The sequence below is a fragment of the Marinobacter sp. SS21 genome, from assembly GCF_028369065.1.
Taxonomy (GTDB): domain Bacteria; phylum Pseudomonadota; class Gammaproteobacteria; order Pseudomonadales; family Oleiphilaceae; genus Marinobacter.
In genome coordinates, this window is sequence record NZ_JAQNDA010000008.1 from 59417 (window position 1) to 82004 (window position 22588).

Genomic DNA, 22588 nt, shown 5'->3' on the forward strand with positions numbered 1-22588 from the left:
CAGCGGCGTATTTGCAACCCCGATGGCCGAAAACGAGAGCAAAACTTGCCAGGTGGCAATCGAGTAACTGATCGCTGGGGTGACCAAACCTGGGGGCACTTCGTTCAGATGGCTGAGGTAGCTGAACCGGAACGAGCCGTTACATATTAACGGAGGGTCAATAGTACTTTTGGGTTCGTTGTCTTGGCTACCCGAAGCGCCTTAAAACAGGCTGGGTAACCACATAGGCGTTGCCGACAGGCTGCCTGATGGGGCAGTTGAAAGTGGCGTCCCCTAGGGGGTTCGAACCCCTGTTGCCGCCGTGAAAGGGCGGAGTCCTAGGCCACTAGACGAAGGGGACGCATCGCGTTCAACCGCTTGCCTCGTTGAGGTGGCGCGTATATTAGGTAAGCTCGAAGTCACTGTCAAACGGTTTTTGAAAAAAGTTTATGGCCGCTGGATCAGGCACTTTTTCAGTTCGCTCGCCAGTTCATCGAACACGGTGAGTGGGCCTTCCGACCGGTGCAAATCAAAAAGGGCGTTTACGGTTGGGCGATACTGGGGCGGCAGTTGGGGCGTTACATCGGCTCGGTCTGCGCCGATCACTGCGGCCATGACAATTTCATAGCGCACCTTGTTTTCACCGGCGCAGAAATAGAAATGGGCCTCGCGACTGCCTGTTGCGGGGGTACCGCGAGCTTGATAGACCCCTTTGGCGCAGCTGGAATACTCTGCATTGATGCGTGAGTAGGATTCCGTCAGACCATCAGTTTCTACCATGGAGAACAGGGAGTTTACTCGTGCCTGGGCAGGTTCGCTGATTTCGGGCAGATTCGCCATCAAAGTGTCGCGGCCAAAACCCCGAGACATCAGTTGCAGGACGGTCAGGTATTCGCTGGTGATCATTGAGCACGATTCAAAGCTCTGCGCGGCACCGGCGGCTTGGCTGGACGTCGGTAGCAGCGGGCTGGCTAGCATCAGCATCAGCATCAAGAGAGGGGGGCGTAGCATCGGCCGGCGAGTCTCAAGTAATGGATCACGCTAGGCTAGCACAAGGGCGATGGCGATGATGTGCGAGCCGTCGCGCTTGCGAGAATGGGGCTATCAGGGCTGGATCGCATCCCGCAAAGCGGCTTCCAATTCTGGATAGCTGAACTCGAAGGAGCCTTCCTGAAGCCGCTGGGGAACCGCATTCTGGCCCGTGAGTAGCAACCTGGCCATCTCCCCGAGGGCTGCTCTGAGCGCTAACGCCGGTGCCGGCAGCACTGCTGGTCGCTTGAGCACCCTGGCGAGGCAGGCAGTGAATTCCTGGTTGCGGACGGGGTTGGGGCTAACTACGTTATAGGGACCCGTGGCGGTGTCGGTTTCTGCCATCCAGATCAAGGCGTTGACGACATCGTCTCGGTGCACCCATGGCATGTACTGCTTGCCGTTGCCGAGTTTGCCCCCCAAACCAAGCCGGAACGGAGGCAGCATCCGTTGCAGAAAGCCGCCGGCCGGGCCAACCACCAGCCCGGTCCGGGAAATGCAGACGCGAACGCCGGATGCGCTCAACTGCTGGGCGACGGCCTCCCAGTCACGGCATAACTGGTGCGTGAACTCATCGTTGGGCGGGGTGTGCTCCGACACCGGTCGTTCGCCCTGGTCCCCGTAGAAGCCCACGGCGGAGCCCGATACCAACGCCGAGGGCATTCGCGACCAGGTATTGATGGTATTGACCAGATCTTCGGTCAAATTGACACGGCTAACGCGGATGAGTCGTTTACGGCGTGCGTTCCAGCGTTTGTCCGCGATGCCTTCTCCGGCGAGGTTGATCACCAAGTCGAAGCCGGGGTGGCCGGACAGTTCTGCCAGCGAAGAAACGGTTTCGACGCGACCGCAAAGGGTTTTCACATTCTCCGGGGCTTGACGGCTGAAAACCGTCAGGTGGTAGCCCCGATGGTTCAGGGTGTGACATAACTTCTGGCCAATAAACCCTGTCCCTCCGGTGAGTAGGGCGGTTTTAGCCATAGGATGCCTCCAGCGTGTCTTCAACCACGTATCGAATGGCTTGCCCCAGATGCGGATTTTCCCCAATGGGGGCGGCCAGGGAAATGGTGGTACCGTAGGTCACTTCCAATGTGGCGATCATCGCCGGTACGTCCTTGCGGAGGTGTCGGCCGGCGGCGAGGAAAAGAGGGAGAACGACAAATCGACGATAACCTTGCGCTACGGATTCCTTGATGACCTGTTCCAGTGACGGCGTACTCAGTTCCATATAGGCAACCACCGACTGAGGCACCGCTTCCAGGGTTGGTGCGGCGAGCGTTTCAAAGGTTTGGCACCAATGCTTGTCGCTGCTGCCGTGGGCAAGCAGGATGATTCGGGTCTCGGTGGTCATTGCGGCTCCTGGCTCATGGGTGGTCACCCGGTTACCCTATAGTCTAACAGCTCGCTGCAAAGACGGCGTAGTTGCCGAGGTGAAGGTCGTGCAGGGTGAGCAGGTGCGAAGGATAACAGGGGGGTGGGTACGATGTTCGGTGCAGAGGATGTCCTGGATTGCTGGTTTGGCCCCCTTGATGATCAGGGGCTTGCGGATGCAGCCCATCGGAATCGTTGGTTCCGGGCGTCCCGATCCTTTGACCAGGAAATTCGGCGACGATTTCTGTCCATGGTCCTGGTGGCTTCGGAAAACGGGCTTCAGGATTGGCGCGATCCGGAAATGCGGGGGCGCGGACGGCTTGCGGAAATCATCCTGCTGGACCAGTTTAGCCGCAACATCTATCGGGGGACGGATCTGGCTTACGCCTCGGACCCATTCTGCCGGACCTTGTGCCGGGAGGGGTTGGATCAAGGCGCGGATTTGACGTTGCCCGCGCTTTACCGGGCGTTCTTTTACATGCCGTTACAGCATTCTGAGCGTCTGCCGGATCAGGATCGGGGCGTAGCGCTGTATGAACAGCTGGTGGCGTCCACGGAGGGCGCTCTCCGTGATCTGTTGGGCAGTTTCCTGGGCTCGGCCAGGGCTCATCGCGACACGATTGTCCGTTTTGGTCGCTTCCCCCACCGGAACAAGGTGCTGCGGCGTGATAGCACGCCTGACGAAACGGTATACCTTGCCGGTGGTGCGCGACGTTATGGCCAGTAGTAGAGTTGTATGGCGCAGTTCGGTGGAATTGGCTATCCGGTCAATGTTTCTGCGGGCCAATCGCGTCATACTGTCCTAAAGTTGATTATGAACGAAGGCAGAGGCCGGGATAACTCCAATGGTGCACGTAAACGAGTTGGACATGCACGATCAAGAATCGCTGGCGGACGCTGGTATCGACCATCAGGCCGTCCAGTACAGTGGGCGGAAGGCGTTTCGCGCGAAAAGCGAGCAGCGGCGAGTTCAGATTCTTGAGGCAACATTGCGCATTGCCGCGAAAGAGGGGATTCGTGGCATCAAGCACCGGTCGGTGGCGAAAGAAGCCGAGGTCCCGCTAGCCTCCACTACCTACTATTTCAAAGACATCAATGAGCTCATCAGTGATGCCTTTACGCTGTTTGCAGAGAAAGCCCAGGAAAACCTGGACCAGTTCTATGGAATGGTCAATGTGGTTCTGGACGGTACGCCGCCGGAAACCCTCAAGCGCGGTGGCGAGGGGCGGGCGCAATTGGCCAGGCGCCTGGCGGCAATCGTAACCGCTTACCTGGGCGAGCAAATTACCCATCGCAAAGACGAAGTCTTGGCGGAGCAGGTATTTCTGATGGAAGCGTTGCGAGATCCCGATTTGACGCATCTCGCCCGTCAGCACCGTACGGCCTGGGTCTCCGGGCTGGAATCCTTGTTGCAGCGACTGGATTCTCAATCTCCCAGGCGTGATGCTTCGTTGCTGGTCAGCGTGGTACTGGGGCTGGGGTACGACGGTTTGCTGTACCATGAGGAATACCAGGCCCAGTACCTGAGCGAAACCGTTGAACGAATGCTTGGGCTTGTGCTGGATCTGCCGGTTAACGAGCGAGGCGTCGAATAAAATTTCAGTTGTTTGCATCTTGGGTGTTGCAAGCTGAAAAATGGCTCCGTATAATCCGCATCCGTTGTCGCAAGGAGCCATTCAGTAGCCAGCCCGACGACGACAAAAAGCGGGAATAGCTCAGTTGGTAGAGCACAACCTTGCCAAGGTTGGGGTCGCGAGTTCGAATCTCGTTTCCCGCTCCAGATTCCAGAAAAAACCCAGCCCTGACGGCTGGGTTTTTTCGTTTTGGCGTGCAGTTTGTTTTTGTGGATCGGCCTTCCTCTCGGTCATGGGCAACTCGGTTATACTCGGTGCCCTCACGGTCGAAATGCGTTCCGCTGATCGGTTTCCCGTTGCTTGGTTTTGTGAGAATGCTGATTGACGCCAGTCAGAGTGGGGGCAATGACGTGCTCCATAACCCGAAAGGAGTCTCCTATGCGTGTTCGCTCGTTGTATATTTACCCAGTGAAATCATTGCGTGGCATTGCGGTTCAGGAAATGGCGCTTGATGGCTTTGGGCCGGCTGATGATCGTCGCTGGATGATTGTTGATCGGGAAAATCAGTTCGTCACTCAACGCACGCATCCCCAGCTCGCCAACGTCGGCACCGAGCTTATTGACGGTCAGGTTTGGATCGACGTGCCGGGGCAGGCGCGCTACCCGCTGTCTGCGGGTCCAACCGAGCGGTCGGTTCGAGTGTGGCGGGACTGGGTCAAGGGGCGACTGGCGGAGCCCGGGCCGGCGGCGGCAGTGAGCGCTTTTTGCGGGCAATCCGTCGAGCTCGTTTACATGCCGGAGTCCACATTCCGCCGGGTCGATAGTGGTTGGGTCATGGATAGGCGGAGGGTGGGGTTTGCCGATGGGTTCCCGTTCCTGATTGTGAATCAAGCCTCTCTGGACGATCTGAATGGGCGACTGCAGGTGGCGGTGGACGAGCGTCGTTTTCGTCCAAACATTGTCATCGACGGGCCGGAGCCCTGGGCAGAAGACGTGTGGCGAAGCCTGGACATTGGCAAGAGGTCGTTCTCGCTGCCAAAACCGTGTTCCCGCTGCGTCATGACCACGGTCGATCCGGATCGAGGTGTCAAAGCGCCGGATAGCGAGCCATTGAGGACCCTCGGGCGGTTTCGCCGAACTGCCGATGGTGTGATGTTCGGGGTAAATGCCCTGCACGATGGCAAGCCGGGCGTTATACGTGTGGGCGATGCCGTAGAGATTCTTGAACAGGAGTAAGACTGCATGCCGTTATTGGCGTTGGACGAAATATCACTGGCCTACGGAGTTCATCCGCTTCTGGACCACGCATCGTTGGCGGTCGAAGCCGGTGAGCGGGTGTGTCTTTTGGGACGCAATGGCGAGGGGAAGTCCACGCTGCTTAGGATTATCAGCCAGGAAGTCGTGCCCGACAGCGGGACGGTGAAGTTGGACAGCGGCACCAGTTTGGCCGTGCTGCCACAAAACCTGCCGACCGATGACAACCGAACTGCCTACGAGGTGGTATCCAGCGCCTTTGCGGAAGCTGGCGAGCTATTGGCAGAGTTTCATGCTCTGTCCCAGAAGGCGGATGAAAACAGCCTGGAACGACTCACCAAAGTCCAGGAGCGGCTGGAAGCCCTTGACGGCTGGCGGCTGGAGCAGCGGGTGAGCGCCATTCTGAAGCAGTATCGGGTCGACCCCGACAAGCGACTCGATGAGCTTTCTGGTGGCTGGCAGCGGCGGGTATTATTGGCCAAGGCGTTGGTCACCGACCCCGACGTGTTGCTGCTGGATGAGCCGACCAACCATTTGGATGTGCCGGCTATCGCCTGGCTGGAAGAGGCCCTGTCCCAGTTTCGCGGTGCCATTTTGTTTGTGAGCCATGACCGCGCTTTTATCCGGCGCATGGCGACCCGGATAGTCGAGCTGGATCGTGGCAAGCTGATCAGTTTTTCCGCCACCTATGATCGCTATCTGGAGCTTAAAGAGAAGGCCCTGGAAGAAGAGGAGCGCCAGAATGCGCTGTTCGATAAACGGCTAAAGCAGGAAGAGGCGTGGATACGGCAGGGCATCAAGGCGCGGCGGACCCGGAATATGGGGCGGGTTCGGTCGCTCAAGGCCATGCGCGAGGAGCGCAAACAGCGTCGGGAGCGCGGAGGAACTGCCAGTTTTGCTGTCGAAGACGCCGCCCGCTCTGGTCGTCTGGTGGTTGAGGCTAAGGCCGCAGGCTTCCGTTATGGTCAGGGCGCGTCAGTGATCCAAAACATGGACCTGACGGTCTTGCGTGGTGACAAGATTGGTTTGATCGGTGAGAACGGTACCGGAAAGACAACACTGGTCCGACTTCTGCTGGGCGAACTGGAGCCGACAGAAGGTGGCATCCGTCTGGGAACCAATCGGGAAGTAGCGTACTTCGACCAGCTACGAGGCGAACTCGACCTGTCTCAAACCGCGCTCGACAATCTTGCCGAGGGGCGGGAGTACATCGAGATCAATGGCCAACAGAAGCATGTCCTCGGCTATCTGCAGGAATTCCTGTTCAGTCCGGAACGGGCCCGCTCCCCGGTCAGTGTCTTTTCCGGCGGCGAGCGCGCCCGATTGATGCTGGCCAAACTGTTCAGCAAGCCTGCCAATATCCTGGTGCTCGACGAGCCAACCAATGATCTGGATGTTGAAACCCTGGAGTTGTTGGAATCCCAGTTGGTAGCCTTCAACGGCACTGTGTTGATTATCAGTCACGACCGGGAATTCCTCGACAACGTGGTAGCCGATACGATCGTTTTGGATGGCAGTGGCGAAGTGCACGAATATGTTGGCGGATATAGCGATTGGCGGCGTCAGGGTGGTCGCTTCCCTTCGGAGTTGGCGTCCAGCAAGCCCCCCCAGGCGGAGTCTGTGCCACAGGCAGGCAAGGCTGTCAAAACGGCTCCGGTCAATAAAGCGAAGCCGACAAAGCTCAGTTACAAGTTGAAACTTGAGTTGGAGCAATTACCCGGCAAGATAGAAGCCTTGGAGCGCGAGGTGGCATCGCTGCAGACGTTGATTTCCGAGCCGGAGTTTTACAATCGGCCGCAACCGGAAGTAAGTGAGCAGTTGGAACGGCTGGCTGAGTCTGAGGCTGAGTTGGAAGCTTCCATGGAGCGTTGGATGGAACTGGAAGAGCAGGGCAACCCATGAACGTTGGTTATCATTTCACGCTGCAAGACGGGCGCAAGATCGATTTCAAAGTCGCCGATCAACCGGTTGACGTTCGCGAGCCTCTGCCGGCGTGGACCCGGCTGGAGCACTGCCAATGTTCCAACTGCCCATTAAAAAGCAAAGATTCGCCTCATTGTCCGGCGGCAGTCGCCATGTTGCCGGTGGTGGATGCCTTTCAGGCCGAGGATGCCTATCAGCCAGTGGAGGTGCGTGTCGATGACGATCATCGCAGTTACCTCAAGCAGACCACGCTGGAGGAGGCGTTACGGTCGCTGTTGGGGTTGAAAATGGCCACCAGCGGCTGCCCTGTGTTGTCGGAACTGAAGTCCATGGCGGTGCACCACTTACCCTTTGCCTCCAGCGATGAGTTCATCATGCGCAGTGTGTCCCACTACCTGCTACAGCAGTACTTTGCCAAACGGCATGAACAGGAACCGGATTGGGATCTGCAAGGGCTGGTGGCACGTAACCAACGGCTGCAGTTGGTGAATCAGGCGCTTTGGCAAAGAATACACGCAGTGTGCCAGGGTGATAGCAACCTTAAGGCCTTGCTAAACTTCTTTTCCATGGCCTCCAGCGTCAGTGTGTCGTTGGAAAGTCAGCTGAGGAAATTGGAGGCAAGGATAACCCAGTCGTGAGGAGAAGGGCTTGCGCCCTGGCTCCCGGCAGGTGGCCAGGGAGTGCTCGGTAGGCGGACCGGACTCAGGTGATGCGAACCGCGAGCACGTCGCACTTGGCGCCATGCAGCACGCCATTGGCCGTCGATCCGAGCAGCAGTTGAATGCCTCGGCGTCCATGGCTCCCGACCACGATCAGGTCGACCTTCCGTTCCTCCGCGAGGCGGTGAATCTCGGATTCCGGGCGGCCAACGGTAACAATCTGGTTTTCTTCACTGACACCGTGGCGCTTGCCATAGTTATCCAGCTGCTCTTTAGCGGCGGCATCGAGCTGGTCCTGCAATTCGGTCAGATCCATGGGGATATCGCCGCCATAGGCATAGCCCACAGGCTCAACCACGTGGCAGAGCATCAATTCGGCGTTATGTGCCTTGCATACCTCAATTGCCCGGTTCAACACCTGTGGTGCTTCTTCGGTCAGGTCGATGGCCGTTAAAACTTTCGTGTAGGTCGACATATCGAGCTCCTGTGACGGAGAGTGACTGACAACGCGTTTGATTTCGGGGCGCCGATTCGAAGTTATTCGGAGGCCCCTTAATACTTTAGGACAGAACCGGATATCTATCACTGGCCGATATCAAGAATGGGAAGGAGGTTTGGCTGGCTGGAATCGCTTAATCAGACCCGGGAAAAGGAAAGCGCCCGACCCAAAGGTCAGGCGTTTTGCTGCAGCAGGGAGATGGTGTCGTCAAGCGCTTCCAGAATGCCCTTGGAATAGCGGTCGATCACGAACGACACGTTGTTCTCGTTGTAGTTGATGTAGGAGTTGCGGATGAACTGCCACTTGGCGTTGATGTCATCCAGCATCGCCTTCAGTGGGCCGGATTTGGGGCCGCTGGACACTTCGATGAGTAACGATTCAAACTGTCTTGCCTTGACGTCAAGGGGTTCTTCGGTAGCGCTGCCCTGGAAGGTCTGGGATACCGACATGTTGGAGCGTACCGAGTATTTGGCCATCATCTGAGCCAGGGTCACCGCGGCCGAGCGGGCGGCCTCCACCCGTTTGTTGGTGGAGATCTGGTTACTTTCCAGTGATACCGCGTACAGTTCGGTGGCGAGGTCGTTGAGCGCTGCTGCCTGCTCAGCCATTTCGCCCACCAGCCGAAGGTCCGGATACCCGTTTTTGCGGACATCGTTGATGTTCTGGCGCATCAGCTCCTTGAATTTGTCGAAGTTCTCGTTGAGCCGTTCAATGTCGGCGACCGTGAGCACTTCTGCCGTGCTTTCCGAGACCGTGTTCATGGCACTATTGGCATCGTTGATGGTGGCAACGATCTCATTCAGGGCATCGGTGTTGCCGTCTACCGAGAAGCGGTAGTAAGCGTCCAGGGCGATAAAGTTGCTGACTCGGAAGTTGTGCAGGTTGCCAAGGAAGCTGGAGGCTTCGTCGGCTTTGGTGGCAAAAGAGGCGATGACAAGCAGGAAAAAGGCCGCAACAAGCGATCGCGCTCCAATACGAGCGTCTTTCATCGGATGCAATCTCCGTTTTTTTATCGTGTTTTGTTATTGTGGTCCAACCTGAGCCAGGGCGAATTGTTCTTGGAAGGCCTGCGCCTTTGGTCGTTGGACTAAGGTCTGAAACTGAAGGTAAAGTAACTTCGCTGGCCAATCAAGCGGTTTTCAGGGCTGGGGCCAGATTAAATGTAACAGATTATTGCGGATACAAACGCCAGCTTGGGTGGCTTGTTAGCTTGCTATACTAGGCGCCTGAAATTTAACGATTCAGAGCCCCAACTCAAATCCTCAGCCTTGATTCAAGCGCATTTAATTCCACCGTTCGGCTAGAAACAAATTGACAAACGGACGGTTTTTTTTCATCGTGTCCCCTCACGATTCAAACGACTGTATGAATTTTTTGGATCGGGGGTTCGGGCAGTGACTGAAATTCGCTGCACACACAGTGGGGTGACGCACGTCAATTCACCTCACTGGAAGCAGTTCTAAAAACAGACTGGAGATCAGTTGATGATTTACGAAGGTAAAGCCATCACGGTTAAAGAGATCGAAGGCGGGATCGCTCAGTTGAACTTTGACTTGCAGGGCGAGTCAGTGAACAAGTTCAACCGTCTTACCATCGAAGAGCTCGGCGCCGCGACCGACAAACTTAAAGAACAGAAAGACCTGAAGGGCCTGGTAGTGACCAGCTCAAAGGACTCGTTCATTGTCGGTGCCGATATCACAGAATTTACCGACCTGTTTGCGGGTTCGGAAGAAGACTTGGTTGCCAACAACCTGAAGGCAAACGAAGTTTTCAACGCCGTTGAAGACTTGCCGTTCCCCACCGTTACCGCAATCAATGGCATTGCGCTGGGTGGCGGTTTCGAAATGTGTCTGTCCACCGACTACCGTGTCATGGACAGCAAGGCCAAGGTTGGTTTGCCCGAAGTCAAGCTGGGCATCTTCCCTGGATTTGGCGGTACCGTACGCTTGTCTCGTCTAGTTGGTGTTGATAACGCCGTTGAGTGGATTTGCGGTGGTACTGAAAACCGCGCTGACGCTGCTCTGAAAATTGGCGCCGTTGATGCTGTCGTGGAATCCGGCAAGCTGGTCGAAGCTGCCGTTGCGATCATCAACCAGTGCAACGAGGGCAAGCTGGATAACCTGGCCCGTCGTGAAGAGAAAAAAGGCAAGATCAAGCTGAACTCCATGGAAAGCATGATGGCGTTCGAGATCTCCAAAGCCTTTGTTGCTGGCAAGGCTGGCAAGAACTACCCGGCACCGGTTGAAGCGATCAAGGTTATGCAAAAGCACGCTAACCTGACCCGTGACAAGGCAATCGAGGTGGAAGCCAAAGGCTTCGCCAAGATGGCCAAAACCAATGTGGCGGCCTGCCTGGTTGGCCTGTTCCTGAACGATCAGGAGCTCAAGAAGAAGGCCAAGGCATGGGAGAAGGAAGCCAGCGAAGTGAAACTGGCGGCCGTGCTGGGTGCCGGCATCATGGGTGGTGGCGTTGCCTACCAGTCAGCCCTCAAGGGCACCCCGATCGTCATGAAGGACATCAATCAGGCCGGTATCGACCTGGGCCTGAACGAAGCCAAGAGTCTGCTGACCAAGCGTGTCAGCCGCGGCAAGATGAAGGCCGACAAAATGGCCGACGTCCTCAACAGCATCACTCCGACCCTGAACTACGGCGACTTCAAGAGCGTTGACCTGGTGGTTGAGGCGGTTGTTGAGAACCCGAAGGTCAAGGACATCGTTCTGCGCGAAACCGAAGATCAGGTTCGCGAAGACGCCATCCTGACGTCCAACACCTCCACTATTTCCATCAACCTTCTGGCCAAGAACCTGAAGCGTCCGGAAAACTTCTGTGGCATGCACTTCTTCAACCCGGTACACATGATGCCGCTGGTTGAGGTTATCCGTGGCGAGAAGACCAGTGATCGTGCTATCGCGACCACCGTGGCTTACGCCAAGGCTATGGGCAAGACACCGATCGTTGTCAACGACTGCCCGGGTTTCCTGGTTAACCGTGTCCTGTTCCCGTACTTCGGCGGATTTGCCGGCCTGGTTCGCGATGGTGCCGACTTCCAGAAGATCGACAAGGTCATGGAGAAGTTTGGCTGGCCGATGGGTCCTGCCTACCTGCTTGACGTTGTTGGCATGGATACCGCCAAGCACGCCAACGAAGTGATGGCTGAAGGTTTCCCGGACCGCATGAAGGACGAGAACAAGAGCGCCATCGATGTCATGTTCGAGAACGACCGTTACGGTCAGAAGAACGACAAGGGCTTCTACAAGTACGAGCTGGACCGCAAGGGCAAGAAAAAGAAGGTTGTAGACGAAGATACCTACAAGCTGATCGAGCCGGTCGTTCAAGGCCAGAAGGACTTCGACGAGGAAGAAATCATTGCTCGTATGATGATCCCGCTGTGCCTGGAAACCGTTCGCTGCCTGGAAGATGGCATTGTTGAAGACCCGGCCGACGCTGACATGGGACTGATCTTCGGTATCGGCTTCCCGCCGTTCCGTGGTGGTGCTCTGCGTTACATCGACGACATGGGTGTAGACAAGTTCGTCGAGCTGGCAGACAAGTATGCAGACCTTGGTCCTCTGTACCACCCGACCAAGAAGCTGCGTGAAATGGCCAAGACTGGCAAGAAGTTCTTTGGCTAACCCTGAACGAGATTTCCGAACGGAGAAAGATCTATGAGCCTTAATCCGAGAGACGTTGTCGTCGTCGATTGCGTGCGGACTCCGATGGGTCGTGCCAAGAACGGTTGTTTCCGCAACGTACGTGCAGAAACTCTGTCGGCTGTCCTGATCGACGCACTGTTCGAGCGCAACCCTAAGCTCGACCCGAAAGAAGTTGAAGATGTGATCTGGGGCTGTGTAAACCAGACCAAGGAGCAGGGCTTTAACGTTGCGCGTCAGATTTCACTGCTGACCCGCATCCCGCACGAGTCCTCTGCCCAGACGGTTAACCGTCTGTGCGGCTCAGCCATGACCGCTATCCACACTGCGGCCCAGGCCATCATGACCGGTAACGGCGATGTGTTTGTGGCTGGTGGTGTTGAGCACATGGGTCACGTACCCATGACCGAAGGTTTCGACCACAACCCGGCTGCCTCCAAGTACTCCGCCAAAGCGTCCAATATGATGGGCCTGACCGCGGAAATGCTGGCGAAGATGCACGGTATTAGCCGTGAGCAGCAGGACGAGTTCGGTGCGCGTTCCCACCGCCTGGCCCACGAAGCGACCCTGGAAGGCCGTTTCAAGAACGAAATCGTGCCTGTCGAAGGTCACGACGAAAACGGCTTCAAGGTGCTGATCGAGCAGGACGAGACCATTCGTCCGGAGACCACTGCTGAGTCCCTGGGCCAGCTGCGTCCAGCCTTCGACCCGAAGGGTGGCACCGTAACTGCCGGTACCTCTTCTCAGTTGACTGACGGTGCAGCGGCCATGCTGTTGATGTCTGCAGAGCGTGCTGAAGCCCTCGGCCTTAAGCCGCGTGCCCGCATCGTTAGCATGGCGGTTGCCGGCTGTGATCCCGCGATCATGGGTTACGGCCCGGTTCCGGCTACCAAGAAGGCGCTGAAGCGTGCAGGCCTGAAAGTCGAAGACATCGACTTCTGGGAGCTGAACGAGGCGTTCGCTGGTCAGTCTCTGCCGGTTATCAAGGACCTGAAGCTGACGGCCGTTATGAACGAGAAGGTCAACCTGAACGGCGGCGCGATTGCCCTTGGCCATCCGCTGGGCTGTTCCGGTGCCCGTATCTCCACTACGCTTATTAACGTATTGGAGGCCAAAGGCGGTAAATATGGTGTATCCACCATGTGTATCGGCCTGGGGCAGGGTATTGCGACCGTTTGGGAGCGTGTTTGATCTGAATGATCAAGCCTGAGACCAGAAAAAGCCCGGCCTAGCCGGGCTTTTTTCTTGCCAGAACGGGAAAATCCAACTAAACCGGGGTAGAAAACCGACTCCGAACACAAAGAATGGGTTGTCTTGGTTTTCGTGACCCTGTAAAACAGTGCTCCTATATACAGAGGCGGCTAGAACCGGTTTACTAGTCGACTGATTTTTCAGCAACTTTAACGCTTGCTGATATTTTGTACGATTTTCGTCAAGGATACAGATCTCCGATATGGGTAAAAGTCTCGTTATCGTCGAGTCGCCAGCAAAAGCGAAGACCATCAACAAGTATCTGGGCTCCGATTACATCGTGAAGTCCAGTGTCGGGCATATTCGTGACCTGCCGGTGAGCGGCAGTGGTTCACAGGTCGATCCGAAGGAGCGGGCCAAGCAGGCGGCGCAAACCCGAAAGATGAACCCTGAGGAGAAGGCGGAGTACAAGAAGCGCAAGGCCCGCGAGCAGCTGGTGGCTCGCATGGGCGTCGACCCGGACAAGGATTGGCAGGCGCGATACGAAGTATTGCCCGGCAAGGAAAAGGTGGTCAACGAACTCAAGCGGTTGGCTAAGTCCGCCGATCATATCTACCTCGCAACGGATTTGGATCGCGAGGGAGAAGCCATCGCCTGGCACCTGCGGGAGACCATCGGTGGTGAGCAGGACAAATACCGTCGAGTCGTGTTTAACGAAATCACCAAGCGGGCGATCCAGGCAGCCTTCGAGGACCCCGGCGCGCTCGACACCAATCGGGTGAATGCTCAGCAGGCGCGCAGGTTCCTGGACCGGGTGGTCGGCTATATGGTGTCGCCGTTGCTGTGGGCCAAGCTGGCACGTGGGCTCTCGGCCGGGCGGGTGCAGTCCGTTGCGGTTCGGCTGATCGTTGAGCGGGAGCGTGAGATCAGGGTATTTGTGCCGGAAGAGTTCTGGCAGCTGCATGCGGATTTGAGCGCCCAGGGCGCAGCCAAGCCAGTACGGTTCGAGGTGACCCGATACGCGGATAAAGCGTTTCGGCCAGTCAGTGAGGCCCAGAGCCGGGAGCACGTACAGCGACTGGAGGCCGGTAGCTTCAAGATCGCCAAACGCGAAGATAAGCCGACTCGATCCAAGCCTACTGCGCCGTTTATTACCTCTACCTTGCAGCAGGCGGCCAGCAACCGTATGGGCTTCAGTGTCAAGAAGACCATGATGCTGGCTCAGCGTCTCTATGAGGCTGGCTACATTACTTACATGCGAACGGACTCTACCAACCTGAGCCAGGACGCGGTTGCCAGTTGTCGGGATTACGTGACTCAGCAGTTTGGTGATCGATACCTGCCGGAAGCCCCTAGGGTGTATGGCAGCAAGGAAGGCGCACAGGAGGCTCACGAGGCGATTCGCCCCACCGAAGTGAGTCGGCGCCCCTCGGACATCAGCGGCTTGGAGAAGGACGCTGAGAGGCTGTATGAGCTGATCTGGCGACAGTTCATTGCCTGTCAGATGTCCGACGCGGAATTCCTCAGTACCTCGATTATCGTGGCTAACGGAGATTACGAGTTGCGAACGCGAGGGCGCATCATCAAGTTCGACGGCTTTCTGAAGGTCGCCCCCCAGTCGTCCAAAAAGGACGAGGACGTTGCTCTGCCCGACATTCAGGTGGGTGATGATCTTTCCCTGGCCAAACTCGATCCCACCCAGCACTTTACCAAGCCGGCGCCCCGATACACCGAAGCCAGCTTGGTTAAAGAGCTGGAGAAGAAGGGTATCGGGCGGCCTTCAACTTACGCCTCGATCATTTCCACCATCCAGGACCGGGGCTACGTCCGGTTGCAGAATCGTCGCTTCTATTCGGAGAAAATGGGCGACATAGTGACCGAAAGGCTCACCGAATCCTTTGCCAACCTGATGGATTACGATTTCACTGCTCGTCTCGAGGAGGAGCTGGACGATGTCGCCGAGGGTGACATCGATTGGAAGAAGGTGCTCAACGAATTTTACGGCAACTTCTCGCAGCAGCTGGAGAAGGCCGGGGGCGATAACGACGAGGGAATGCGGGGCAATACCCCGACCGAAACCGACATTCCCTGCCCAACCTGCGAGCGTCCCATGCAGATTCGGGTGGCCAGCACCGGGGTGTTCCTTGGCTGCTCTGGCTATTCACTGCCGCCCAAGGAGCGCTGTAAGACCACCATCAACCTGGTGTCCGGTGACGAAGTGGTCAGCGCCGATGACGATGTTGAAGGTGAGGGCGAGTCGCGCTTGTTGCGCAAAAAGCGGCGTTGTTCCAAATGTGGCACCGCCATGGACAGCTACCTGGTGGATGAGAAGCGCAAGCTCCATGTCTGTGGCAATAACCCGGACTGCGCCGGATTTGAGGTTGAGCAGGGCACCTTTCGCATCAAGGGCTACGATGGCCCGGTGCTGGAGTGTGACAAGTGCGGTGCGGAGATGCAGCTCAAGACCGGCCGCTTCGGTAAGTACTTTGGGTGTACCAATGCGGAATGCAAAAACACTCGTAAGCTATTGAAAAGTGGTGAGCCGGCGCCCCCAAAAATGGATCCGGTGCCGATGCCCGAACTGCAGTGCCAGAAGGTGGACGACACCTACGTGTTGCGGGACGGCGCCTCAGGTCTTTTCCTCGCTGCAAGCAAGTTCCCCAAAAATCGGGAAACCCGGGCGCCGCTGGTCAGCGAACTGCTGCCCCACAAGAGCGAGATCGATCCCAAGTATGGCTTCCTGATGAAGGCGCCCACGAAGGACCCGGAGGGGAATCCGACCACTGTCCGGTACAGCCGGAAGACCAAAGAGCAGTATGTCATGAGCGAGAAGGACGGCAAGGCCAGTGGTTGGAGCGCTTACTACCGTGACGGTAAATGGGTGCCGAACAAGTAAGCGTCCGAGTGGCTAAAGGATGAATGAGGGCGGATGGTGAGCATCCGCCCTTTTTTGTTCTTCGGAACTCGGTGCGACATCAACCGAAGACAGTGCTTGTCCACCGAGCATGGGGGGCATTCGTGGGATGTGGAGAGGCGTCGCCGAACCGCATCATTCTTGTTGCTTGTTTGGCGTTTGCTCTGATGCGGTTAGCTTTGCTCACCGGCATCCTGGTTGTTCACAGAGCCTGTTGGTCAACCTGAACGTTGACGAAGGAATGTGATCAGCTTTTTGGGGCCTGCCTGTTCCTAAATCAGGTTTACAGCCGTTCGTTACGTCCTATCCAGGTGCCAGATAGCAATGATGTCCCGGTTGATGTGTGGGTGAGCCAGTGGCCGTAGGGCTGGGGTAAGTGCGAGCGGCGCTAACGGTGCGCCGCTTTAACGCAGGGAGGGCTCTGCAGTCAGGCGTTTGTTAATTTCCGCAGCCGCTGGATCAGGGATGAGGTGTCCCAGCGGTTGCCACCCATCGCCTGTACGTCGTTGTAGAACTGATCAACGAGCGCTGCAACGGGTAGCGAGGCGCCGTTTTTGCGTGCCTCTTCCAGGCAGATGGAAAGGTCCTTGCGCATCCAGTCGACCGCAAAGCCATGGTCAAACTCACCGGAGAGCATGGTGGTAGAGCGGTTGTCCATTTGCCAGGACTGGGCTGCGCCCTTGGAGATCACGTCGACCACTTTGGCGGCATCGAGGTTGGCCCGCTCGGCGAAGTGGAGCGCTTCAGACAGCCCCTGTACCAGTCCGGCGATGGCAATCTGGTTAACCATTTTGGTTTTCTGACCGGCACCGGCGGGTCCCATCAGATTCAGCGCGCGTGCGTAACATTTCAGCACTGGCTCAGCCTTGCTGAAAGCACCGGCATCTCCGCCGCACATGATGGTGAGCTGACCGTTCTCCGCACCTTGTTGTCCACCGGATACCGGCGCGTCAAGAAACGCCTGGTTGCGGCGGGCGGCGGATTCACAGAGACGTTCGGCCACTGTCGCGGACGCGGTCGTGTGGTCCACCAGAATCGCCCCTTCGGGTGCGTTCTCGATGATCCCGATGGCACTTTCATAGACGTTGATCAAATCTGGGTCGGCACCGACGCAGGTGAGGACCACTTCGGCGTCCTGGGCGGCCTCGGCAATGCTCTTGCAGGCCCTGCCAGTGTAGGTCTTCGTCCACTGTTCGGACTTGCTGTGGGTGCGGTTCCAGACGCTGACGTCGTAACCGGCTGTGGCCAGGTGTCCGGCCATGGGGAAGCCCATTACGCCCAATCCAATAAACGCGACCTTCGTTGCCATGCTCAGTCTCCTTAATTGCCGCCGCTATTTAGTAAATTGTTGTTGGTAGGGATGTATGATTGCAGAGCAAAGGAAAAGAAAAAAGGCCGCTGTTAAGCGGCCTTTTGGGTATTGCGGAGCCTTACTTCTTCGGGTAATCGCGGGTCTCGGAGCCAGTGTAAAGCTGGCGGGGGCGACCAATGCGATAATCGCCACTGACCATCTCGTTCCAGTGGGAGAACCAGCCGATGGTGCGGGACATGGCGAAGATAACGGTAAACATGGACGTCGGAATGCCCATAGCCTTGAGGATGATGCCGGAGTAGAAGTCGACGTTCGGGTACAGTTTGCGCTGTACGAAGTATTCGTCTTCCAGGGCAATCGTTTCGAGGCGTTGTGCAATCTTCAGCAATGGATCGTTTTCCAGGCCAAGCTCCGCCAGTACTTCGTGGGCGGTCTCGCGCATGACTTTGGCCCGCGGGTCGAAGTTCTTGTACACCCGGTGGCCAAAGCCCATCAGGCGGAACGGATCGTTCTTGTCCTTGGCCTTGGCAATGAACTCCTCGATGTGGGACTCGTCGCCAATTTCGGCCAGCATATCCAGAACCGCTTCGTTGGCGCCGCCGTGAGCCGGGCCCCAAAGGGCGGCAATGCCGGAGGCGATACAGGCATATGGGTTGGCGCCAGTAGAGCCAGCCAGACGTACGGTGGAGGTGGAGGCGTTCTGTTCGTGGTCGGCATGGAGGATAAAGATCTTGTCCATGGCCTTGGCAAGAATCGGATTGGGCTTGTAGTCCTCGCACGGGGTGCCGAACATCATGTACAGGAAGTTCTCGGCGTAGGAGAGGTCATTCCGTGGGTACATGAAGGGTTGGCCATTAGCGTACTTGTAACACCAGGCGGCGATGGTTGGCATTTTGGCAACCAGGCGATGCGCAGTGATTTCACGCTGGTGGGCGTCATTCACATCCATTTGATCATGGTAGAAGGCAGAGAGGGCGCCTACTACGCCGCACATGATGGCCATCGGATGAGCATCGCGACGGAAACCGTGGAAGAAGTTGCGCATTTGATCATGCAGCATGGTGTGGTTCTTCACGGTATCGTGGAAGCGCTTGTTCTCTTCCGGACTGGGCAGTTCCCCGTGCAGCAGCAGGTAGCAGACTTCGAGGTAGTCGGAGCTTTCTGCAAGTTGCTCAATGGGATAGCCGCGGTGCAGGAGAACGCCGTTTGCGCCATCAATGTAGGTGATCTTGGATTCACAAGCCGCCGTTGACACGAATCCTGGGTCGTAAGTGAAGACGCCTTCCTGTACCAGGCCGCGTACGTCGATAACATCCGGGCCTACAGTGCCTGAATAAACCGGTAGCTCAATGGACTTGTCACCCACCGAAAGCGTTGCTTTCTTGTCGGTCATGGTGCTCTCCTATTTATCAGCATTTGGGGTGCGCGGGAAGGCGCGTATTATGGCAAAGCAGGCGGCAAAATATAGGCTGTTGGCTTTTTTTGTCAATGCGCGGGCGAAGAAAAGCTGTAAATTTCGCAATGAATGGATGGCATTTCATGGCTCCAGGTTCCTGAATAACCAAAAGCATTGAATGATGCAACTCCTCTTTGGTCTCACCTTATCCCCTGATTTGTGGGGGTTCTGCTGTGTTGCGCGTTTGTAATTCACGGGGTCACTCCTTATAATCCGTACCCCGGAATCGGGGATATACCAATCCACTACGCCTGCAACGACGTCTGCGTGCGGTGGTTTCTCCCTCCTGAGCCAATCGTGTCATGGCTTCGTATCTTCGCGTCAAATGACATGGCAAATCCCTACATACCAACCATCCGCACCGGTTTTACGGAATCGCGGAGCAAAGAGAGAGTGTGAGAGCGCTGTGAATAGCAAACGACCAGTTAATCTCGATCTCGGCAAGTTTCATTTTCCGCTGCCAGCCATCACGTCCATTCTGCACCGTATCAGCGGCATCATCATTTTTGTTGGTGTTGCGTTTCTGCTCTACGGTCTGGACGTTTCCCTCGCCGGGGAAGAAGGCTTCAGCCGAATCAGTGGCTTGCTGGACAGCTTCCTTGCGAAGTTGATCACCTGGGGCATCCTGTCCGCCTTGTTGTACCACCTGGTAGCCGGTATCAAGCACCTGTTGATGGATATGGGTATCGGTGAAGAGCTCGAAAGTGGCCGTCTCGCCGCGAAAGCCACCATCGTGGTTTCCGTCATTCTCATCGTTCTGGCAGGAGTCTGGGTATGGTAAGCAGCGTAACAAATCTCGGGCGCAGCGGCGTTTATGACTGGTTGATCCAGCGTGTGACCGCTTATGTTCTGGCTCTCTACACGATCTTCCTGTTCGGCTTCGTGCTGACCACAGACGTCAATTACGAAACCTGGTCCGCACTGTTCGGACAGACCTGGTTCCGTATCTTCACGCTGTTGGCACTTCTTTCCATCGGCGCACACGCGTGGGTAGGGCTGTGGACCGTGACGACTGACTACATCAAGGCGACTCTGCTGCGCTTCCTGGTTCAGGCGGCCTGTGGTCTGGTCATGTTTGTCTACGTCGTTTGGGGCGTTCAGATTCTTTGGGGGCTTTAATAGATGGCTAACATCAAAACCATTTCCTACGATGCCATCGTTATCGGTGGCGGCGGTGCCGGCATGCGCGCCGCGCTGCAGTTGACCGAATCCGGTGTCAGCACTGCGTGCATCACAAAAGTATTCCCGACCCGGTCTCACACCGTTTCCGCCCAGGGCGGCATTACCTGTGCCATTGCCAGCGCGGACCCCAATGACGACTGGCGCTGGCACATGTATGACACCGTCAAGGGTTCCGACTACATCGGTGATCAGGACGCGATTGAGTACATGTGCTCTGTCGGCCCCCAGGCTGTGTTTGAGCTTGAGCACATGGGGTTGCCGTTCTCCCGTACCGAACAGGGCCGCATCTATCAGCGTCCGTTCGGCGGTCAGTCCAAGGACTACGGTAAGGGTGGTCAGGCAGCCCGTACCTGCGCGGCTGCGGACCGTACCGGTCACGCGCTGCTGCACACCCTGTATCAGGCCAACATCAAAGGTGGTACCACCTTCCTGAACGAATGGTACGCCGTTGATCTGGTGAAAAACGGCCAGAACCAGGTGGTGGGTGTTGTCGCCATCGACATCGAGTCCGGTGAAGTGGTCTATGTCAAGGCCAAGGCCACCGTTCTGGCGACCGGTGGCGCCGGCCGTATCTATTCCTCCACCACCAATGCCCTGATCAATACCGGCGATGGTGTTGGGATGGCGCTGCGTGCCGGTTTCCCGGTGCAGGATATGGAAATGTGGCAGTTCCACCCGACCGGTATCCACGGTGCGGGCGTGCTGGTTACAGAAGGCTGTCGGGGTGAGGGTGGTTACCTGATCAACTCCGAAGGTGAGCGTTTCATGGAGCGCTACGCACCTAACGCCAAGGATCTGGCGGGTCGTGACGTAGTGGCCCGTTCGATGGTGCTGGAGATCCTGGAGGGCCGCGGCTGTGGTCCGGACAAGGATCACGTCCTGCTGAAGCTTGATCACCTGGGTGAGGAAACCCTCAACCTGCGACTGCCGGGTATCTGTGAGCTGTCCAAGACCTTTGCTCACGTTGATCCGGTCAAGGCGCCGGTCCCGGTTGTGCCCACTTGTCATTACATGATGGGCGGCCTGCCGACCAACGTTGGCGGTCAGGTGCTGAGCCAGAATGACAACGGCGAAGACACCATCGTTGAAGGTCTGTTTGCCTGTGGTGAGGCCGCGTGCGTGTCTGTTCACGGTGCCAACCGACTTGGTGGTAACTCCCTGCTGGATCTGGTGGTGTTTGGTCGTGCCGCCGGCCTGCACATCGAACAGATGCTGCGTGATGGCTTCGAAATCGATGCTGCCACCGACGAAGAGATCACGCGTGCGATGGCTCGTCTGGATCGCCTGGACAGCACCGCAGAAGGTGAGGACGTCGCCGAGGTCCGTAAGGATTTGCAGAACTGCATGCAGCTGTACTTCGGTGTATTCCGTGATGGCGAAAGCATGGAGAAAGGCTTGGCCATGCTCAAGGAAATTGGCCAGCGCGTGCGTAACACCAAGCTGACCGATCAGAGCAAGGCCTTCAATACTGCGCGTATTGAAGCCCTGGAGCTGGACAACCTGTACGAAGTTGCCTTTGCGACTGCGGTCTCAGCAATCGAGCGTAAGGAGAGTCGCGGCGCCCACGCCCGTAACGACTTCACCGAGCGTGATGATGAAAACTGGCTGAAGCATTCACTTTACTTCCCGCTGGAGCAGCGTGTCGGTAAGCGTGATGTTAACTTTGCGCCGAAGACGGTTGATACATTCGAGCCGAAAGTTCGGACGTACTAAGGGGAGATTCAGTCATGTTGGTAAGCATCTATCGTTACAACCCGGAAACCGACAACGCGCCCTACATGCAGGACGTGGAGCTGGAGCTTCCGGAAGGCAAGGATCTGATGATCCTTGATGTGCTGGCGCTGCTCAAGGAAAAAGATCCTACTGTTGCCTACCGTCGCTCTTGCCGTGAAGGGGTCTGTGGCTCCGATGGCATGAACATGAACGGTAAGAACGGTCTTGCCTGTATCACCCCGGTTTCCCAGGTGGTGAAGAAGGGTAAGCTGGTCCTGCGTCCGCTGCCTGGCCTGCCGGTCATCCGCGACCTCGTTGTTGATATGGGCCTCTTCTATCAGCAGTATGAGAAGGTTCAGCCCTACCTGGTTAACAACACTCCGGCGCCGGCGATCGAGCGGCTGCAAACGCCGGAAGATCGGGAAAAGCTGGACGGTCTGTACGAGTGTATTCTCTGCGCATGCTGTTCTACCTCCTGCCCGTCTTTCTGGTGGAACCCGGATAAGTTCATCGGGCCGGCTGGCTTGTTGCAGGCTTACCGTTTCCTGGCGGACAGCCGGGATACCGCGCAAGCGGAGCGCTTGGACAACCTGGACGATCCGTTCAGTGTGTTCCGGTGCCGGGGTATCATGAACTGCGTCAGCGTATGTCCGAAAGGTCTGAACCCCACAAGGGCAATCGGCCATATCCGGAATATGCTGCTGCAGCGCGCAACCTAAGCGCGTAAGGTTCATAACCCGTTATACTGTTCTGATATTGCCTGCTACTCCCGAAGACCTTGCAAAGGGGCTAGGTCTTCCACCAAAGACTTATGGTCAAAGGTCGTACGGGAGTGCAAACTACGGAAGCCGTGACCAGGGCTTAAAAGGCCTTGTCACGGCT

At 56.9% G+C, this 22588-nt stretch carries 19 protein-coding genes and 2 tRNA genes; 13 read left to right on the forward strand and 8 right to left on the reverse strand.

The genetic code is table 11. The features are described 5' to 3' along the window. Positions 1 to 264: 264 nt before the first annotated feature. The 4 genes from N6L25_RS12115 to N6L25_RS12130 all read right to left on the reverse strand — a co-directional run bounded on the left by N6L25_RS12115 (position 265) and on the right by N6L25_RS12130 (position 2359). Positions 265 to 340: transfer RNA gene (locus N6L25_RS12115), tRNA-Glu, on the reverse strand. Positions 341 to 426: 86 nt separating this feature from the next. Continuing rightward, positions 427 to 972: a hypothetical protein gene (locus N6L25_RS12120; RefSeq protein WP_271980640.1), complete on the reverse strand. Its 546-nt coding sequence runs from the start codon at positions 970 to 972 to the stop codon at positions 427 to 429. Between the two features lie 111 nt (positions 973 to 1083). Further along, complete coding sequence (locus tag N6L25_RS12125) at positions 1084 to 1989, reverse strand: TIGR01777 family oxidoreductase (protein WP_271980642.1); 906 nt, start codon at positions 1987 to 1989, stop codon at positions 1084 to 1086. Beyond that, positions 1982 to 2359, reverse strand: coding sequence for a sirohydrochlorin chelatase (locus tag N6L25_RS12130; protein ID WP_271980644.1), 378 nt, complete (start codon positions 2357 to 2359; stop codon positions 1982 to 1984). Before N6L25_RS12130 ends, N6L25_RS12125 begins: the two co-directional genes overlap by 8 nt. Before the next feature lie 132 nt (positions 2360 to 2491). Between N6L25_RS12130 and N6L25_RS12135 the strand changes: the two genes are divergently transcribed. The 6 genes from N6L25_RS12135 to N6L25_RS12160 all read left to right on the forward strand — a co-directional run bounded on the left by N6L25_RS12135 (position 2492) and on the right by N6L25_RS12160 (position 7768). Beyond that, positions 2492 to 3106 (forward strand): DUF924 family protein, encoded by a 615-nt coding sequence (locus N6L25_RS12135; protein ID WP_271980939.1) that lies wholly within the window; start codon positions 2492 to 2494, stop codon positions 3104 to 3106. A gap of 118 nt (positions 3107 to 3224) precedes the next feature. Beyond that, positions 3225 to 3974, forward strand: a complete 750-nt coding sequence (locus N6L25_RS12140; protein ID WP_271980646.1) for a TetR/AcrR family transcriptional regulator — start codon at positions 3225 to 3227, stop codon at positions 3972 to 3974. A 109-nt stretch (positions 3975 to 4083) separates the two neighbouring features. Continuing rightward, positions 4084 to 4159: transfer RNA gene (locus tag N6L25_RS12145), tRNA-Gly, on the forward strand. A 232-nt stretch (positions 4160 to 4391) separates the two neighbouring features. Next, a complete protein-coding gene (locus N6L25_RS12150; RefSeq protein ID WP_271980648.1) occupies positions 4392 to 5189 on the forward strand; it encodes an MOSC domain-containing protein in 798 nt (265 codons plus the stop codon). Between the two features lie 6 nt (positions 5190 to 5195). Then, positions 5196 to 7109 (forward strand): ATP-binding cassette domain-containing protein, encoded by a 1914-nt coding sequence (locus N6L25_RS12155; protein WP_271980650.1) that lies wholly within the window; start codon positions 5196 to 5198, stop codon positions 7107 to 7109. After that, complete coding sequence (locus N6L25_RS12160) at positions 7106 to 7768, forward strand: DUF6901 family protein (RefSeq protein WP_271980653.1); 663 nt, start codon at positions 7106 to 7108, stop codon at positions 7766 to 7768. The genes N6L25_RS12155 and N6L25_RS12160 overlap by 4 nt, the downstream gene beginning before the upstream one ends. 64 nt (positions 7769 to 7832) lie before the next feature. On the opposite strand, the gene N6L25_RS12165 is transcribed toward N6L25_RS12160, so the two are convergent. After that, a complete protein-coding gene (locus N6L25_RS12165) occupies positions 7833 to 8264 on the reverse strand; it encodes a universal stress protein (RefSeq protein WP_271980655.1) in 432 nt (143 codons plus the stop codon). Between the two features lie 197 nt (positions 8265 to 8461). After that, positions 8462 to 9277, reverse strand: coding sequence for a hypothetical protein (locus N6L25_RS12170; RefSeq protein WP_271980657.1), 816 nt, complete (start codon positions 9275 to 9277; stop codon positions 8462 to 8464). A gap of 495 nt (positions 9278 to 9772) precedes the next feature. On the opposite strand from N6L25_RS12170, the gene fadB reads away from it, so the two are divergent. From fadB to topA, 3 genes are all read left to right on the forward strand, one after another. Beyond that, a complete protein-coding gene (fadB, locus tag N6L25_RS12175; protein WP_271980941.1) occupies positions 9773 to 11920 on the forward strand; it encodes a fatty acid oxidation complex subunit alpha FadB in 2148 nt (715 codons plus the stop codon). 33 nt (positions 11921 to 11953) lie between these two features. Beyond that, on the forward strand, positions 11954 to 13129 hold the full coding sequence (gene fadA, locus N6L25_RS12180) for an acetyl-CoA C-acyltransferase FadA (RefSeq protein WP_271980659.1): 1176 nt from the start codon (positions 11954 to 11956) through the stop codon (positions 13127 to 13129). 262 nt (positions 13130 to 13391) lie between these two features. Then, positions 13392 to 16025, forward strand: coding sequence for a type I DNA topoisomerase (gene topA / locus N6L25_RS12185; protein ID WP_271980661.1), 2634 nt, complete (start codon positions 13392 to 13394; stop codon positions 16023 to 16025). A 445-nt stretch (positions 16026 to 16470) separates the two neighbouring features. Here the strand turns inward: topA and N6L25_RS12190 are convergent, their stop codons facing one another. Further along, on the reverse strand, positions 16471 to 17352 hold the full coding sequence (locus tag N6L25_RS12190; RefSeq protein WP_271980663.1) for an NAD(P)-dependent oxidoreductase: 882 nt from the start codon (positions 17350 to 17352) through the stop codon (positions 16471 to 16473). A gap of 121 nt (positions 17353 to 17473) precedes the next feature. Beyond that, positions 17474 to 18748, reverse strand: a complete 1275-nt coding sequence (gene gltA / locus N6L25_RS12195; protein ID WP_271980665.1) for a citrate synthase — start codon at positions 18746 to 18748, stop codon at positions 17474 to 17476. Positions 18749 to 19217: 469 nt separating this feature from the next. On the opposite strand from gltA, the gene sdhC reads away from it, so the two are divergent. From sdhC to N6L25_RS12215, 4 genes are read left to right on the forward strand one after another with little or no spacing between them, the layout of a single operon-like run. Beyond that, on the forward strand, positions 19218 to 19592 hold the full coding sequence (gene sdhC, locus N6L25_RS12200) for a succinate dehydrogenase, cytochrome b556 subunit (RefSeq protein ID WP_271980668.1): 375 nt from the start codon (positions 19218 to 19220) through the stop codon (positions 19590 to 19592). Further along, positions 19586 to 19930 carry a succinate dehydrogenase, hydrophobic membrane anchor protein gene (gene sdhD, locus N6L25_RS12205; RefSeq protein ID WP_271980699.1) on the forward strand — a complete coding sequence of 115 codons (345 nt, stop codon included), beginning with the start codon at positions 19586 to 19588 and terminating at the stop codon, positions 19928 to 19930. Before sdhC ends, sdhD begins: the two co-directional genes overlap by 7 nt. A gap of 3 nt (positions 19931 to 19933) precedes the next feature. After that, positions 19934 to 21706, forward strand: a complete 1773-nt coding sequence (sdhA, locus tag N6L25_RS12210) for a succinate dehydrogenase flavoprotein subunit (RefSeq protein WP_271980701.1) — start codon at positions 19934 to 19936, stop codon at positions 21704 to 21706. A gap of 14 nt (positions 21707 to 21720) precedes the next feature. After that, positions 21721 to 22425 carry a succinate dehydrogenase iron-sulfur subunit gene (locus N6L25_RS12215; protein WP_271980703.1) on the forward strand — a complete coding sequence of 235 codons (705 nt, stop codon included), beginning with the start codon at positions 21721 to 21723 and terminating at the stop codon, positions 22423 to 22425. Positions 22426 to 22588 lie beyond the last annotated feature (163 nt).

Bases quoted from the DNA above. Each gene is read 5' to 3' on its own strand.
- fadA (WP_271980659.1), top strand. From the start codon at position 11,954: ATGAGCCTTAATCCGAGAGACGTTGTCGTCGTCGATTGCGTGCGGACT.
- N6L25_RS12140 (WP_271980646.1), top strand. From the start codon at position 3,225: ATGGTGCACGTAAACGAGTTGGACATGCACGATCAAGAATCGCTGGCG.
- gltA (WP_271980665.1), bottom strand. From the start codon at position 18,748: ATGACCGACAAGAAAGCAACGCTTTCGGTGGGTGACAAGTCCATTGAG.
- topA (WP_271980661.1), top strand. From the start codon at position 13,392: ATGGGTAAAAGTCTCGTTATCGTCGAGTCGCCAGCAAAAGCGAAGACC.
- N6L25_RS12150 (WP_271980648.1), top strand. From the start codon at position 4,392: ATGCGTGTTCGCTCGTTGTATATTTACCCAGTGAAATCATTGCGTGGC.
- sdhA (WP_271980701.1), top strand. From the start codon at position 19,934: ATGGCTAACATCAAAACCATTTCCTACGATGCCATCGTTATCGGTGGC.
- fadB (WP_271980941.1), top strand. From the start codon at position 9,773: ATGATTTACGAAGGTAAAGCCATCACGGTTAAAGAGATCGAAGGCGGG.
- N6L25_RS12165 (WP_271980655.1), bottom strand. From the start codon at position 8,264: ATGTCGACCTACACGAAAGTTTTAACGGCCATCGACCTGACCGAAGAA.
- N6L25_RS12135 (WP_271980939.1), top strand. From the start codon at position 2,492: ATGTTCGGTGCAGAGGATGTCCTGGATTGCTGGTTTGGCCCCCTTGAT.
- N6L25_RS12155 (WP_271980650.1), top strand. From the start codon at position 5,196: ATGCCGTTATTGGCGTTGGACGAAATATCACTGGCCTACGGAGTTCAT.
- N6L25_RS12190 (WP_271980663.1), bottom strand. From the start codon at position 17,352: ATGGCAACGAAGGTCGCGTTTATTGGATTGGGCGTAATGGGCTTCCCC.
- N6L25_RS12130 (WP_271980644.1), bottom strand. From the start codon at position 2,359: ATGACCACCGAGACCCGAATCATCCTGCTTGCCCACGGCAGCAGCGAC.
- sdhD (WP_271980699.1), top strand. From the start codon at position 19,586: ATGGTAAGCAGCGTAACAAATCTCGGGCGCAGCGGCGTTTATGACTGG.
- N6L25_RS12160 (WP_271980653.1), top strand. From the start codon at position 7,106: ATGAACGTTGGTTATCATTTCACGCTGCAAGACGGGCGCAAGATCGAT.
- N6L25_RS12170 (WP_271980657.1), bottom strand. From the start codon at position 9,277: ATGAAAGACGCTCGTATTGGAGCGCGATCGCTTGTTGCGGCCTTTTTC.
- N6L25_RS12125 (WP_271980642.1), bottom strand. From the start codon at position 1,989: ATGGCTAAAACCGCCCTACTCACCGGAGGGACAGGGTTTATTGGCCAG.
- N6L25_RS12215 (WP_271980703.1), top strand. From the start codon at position 21,721: ATGTTGGTAAGCATCTATCGTTACAACCCGGAAACCGACAACGCGCCC.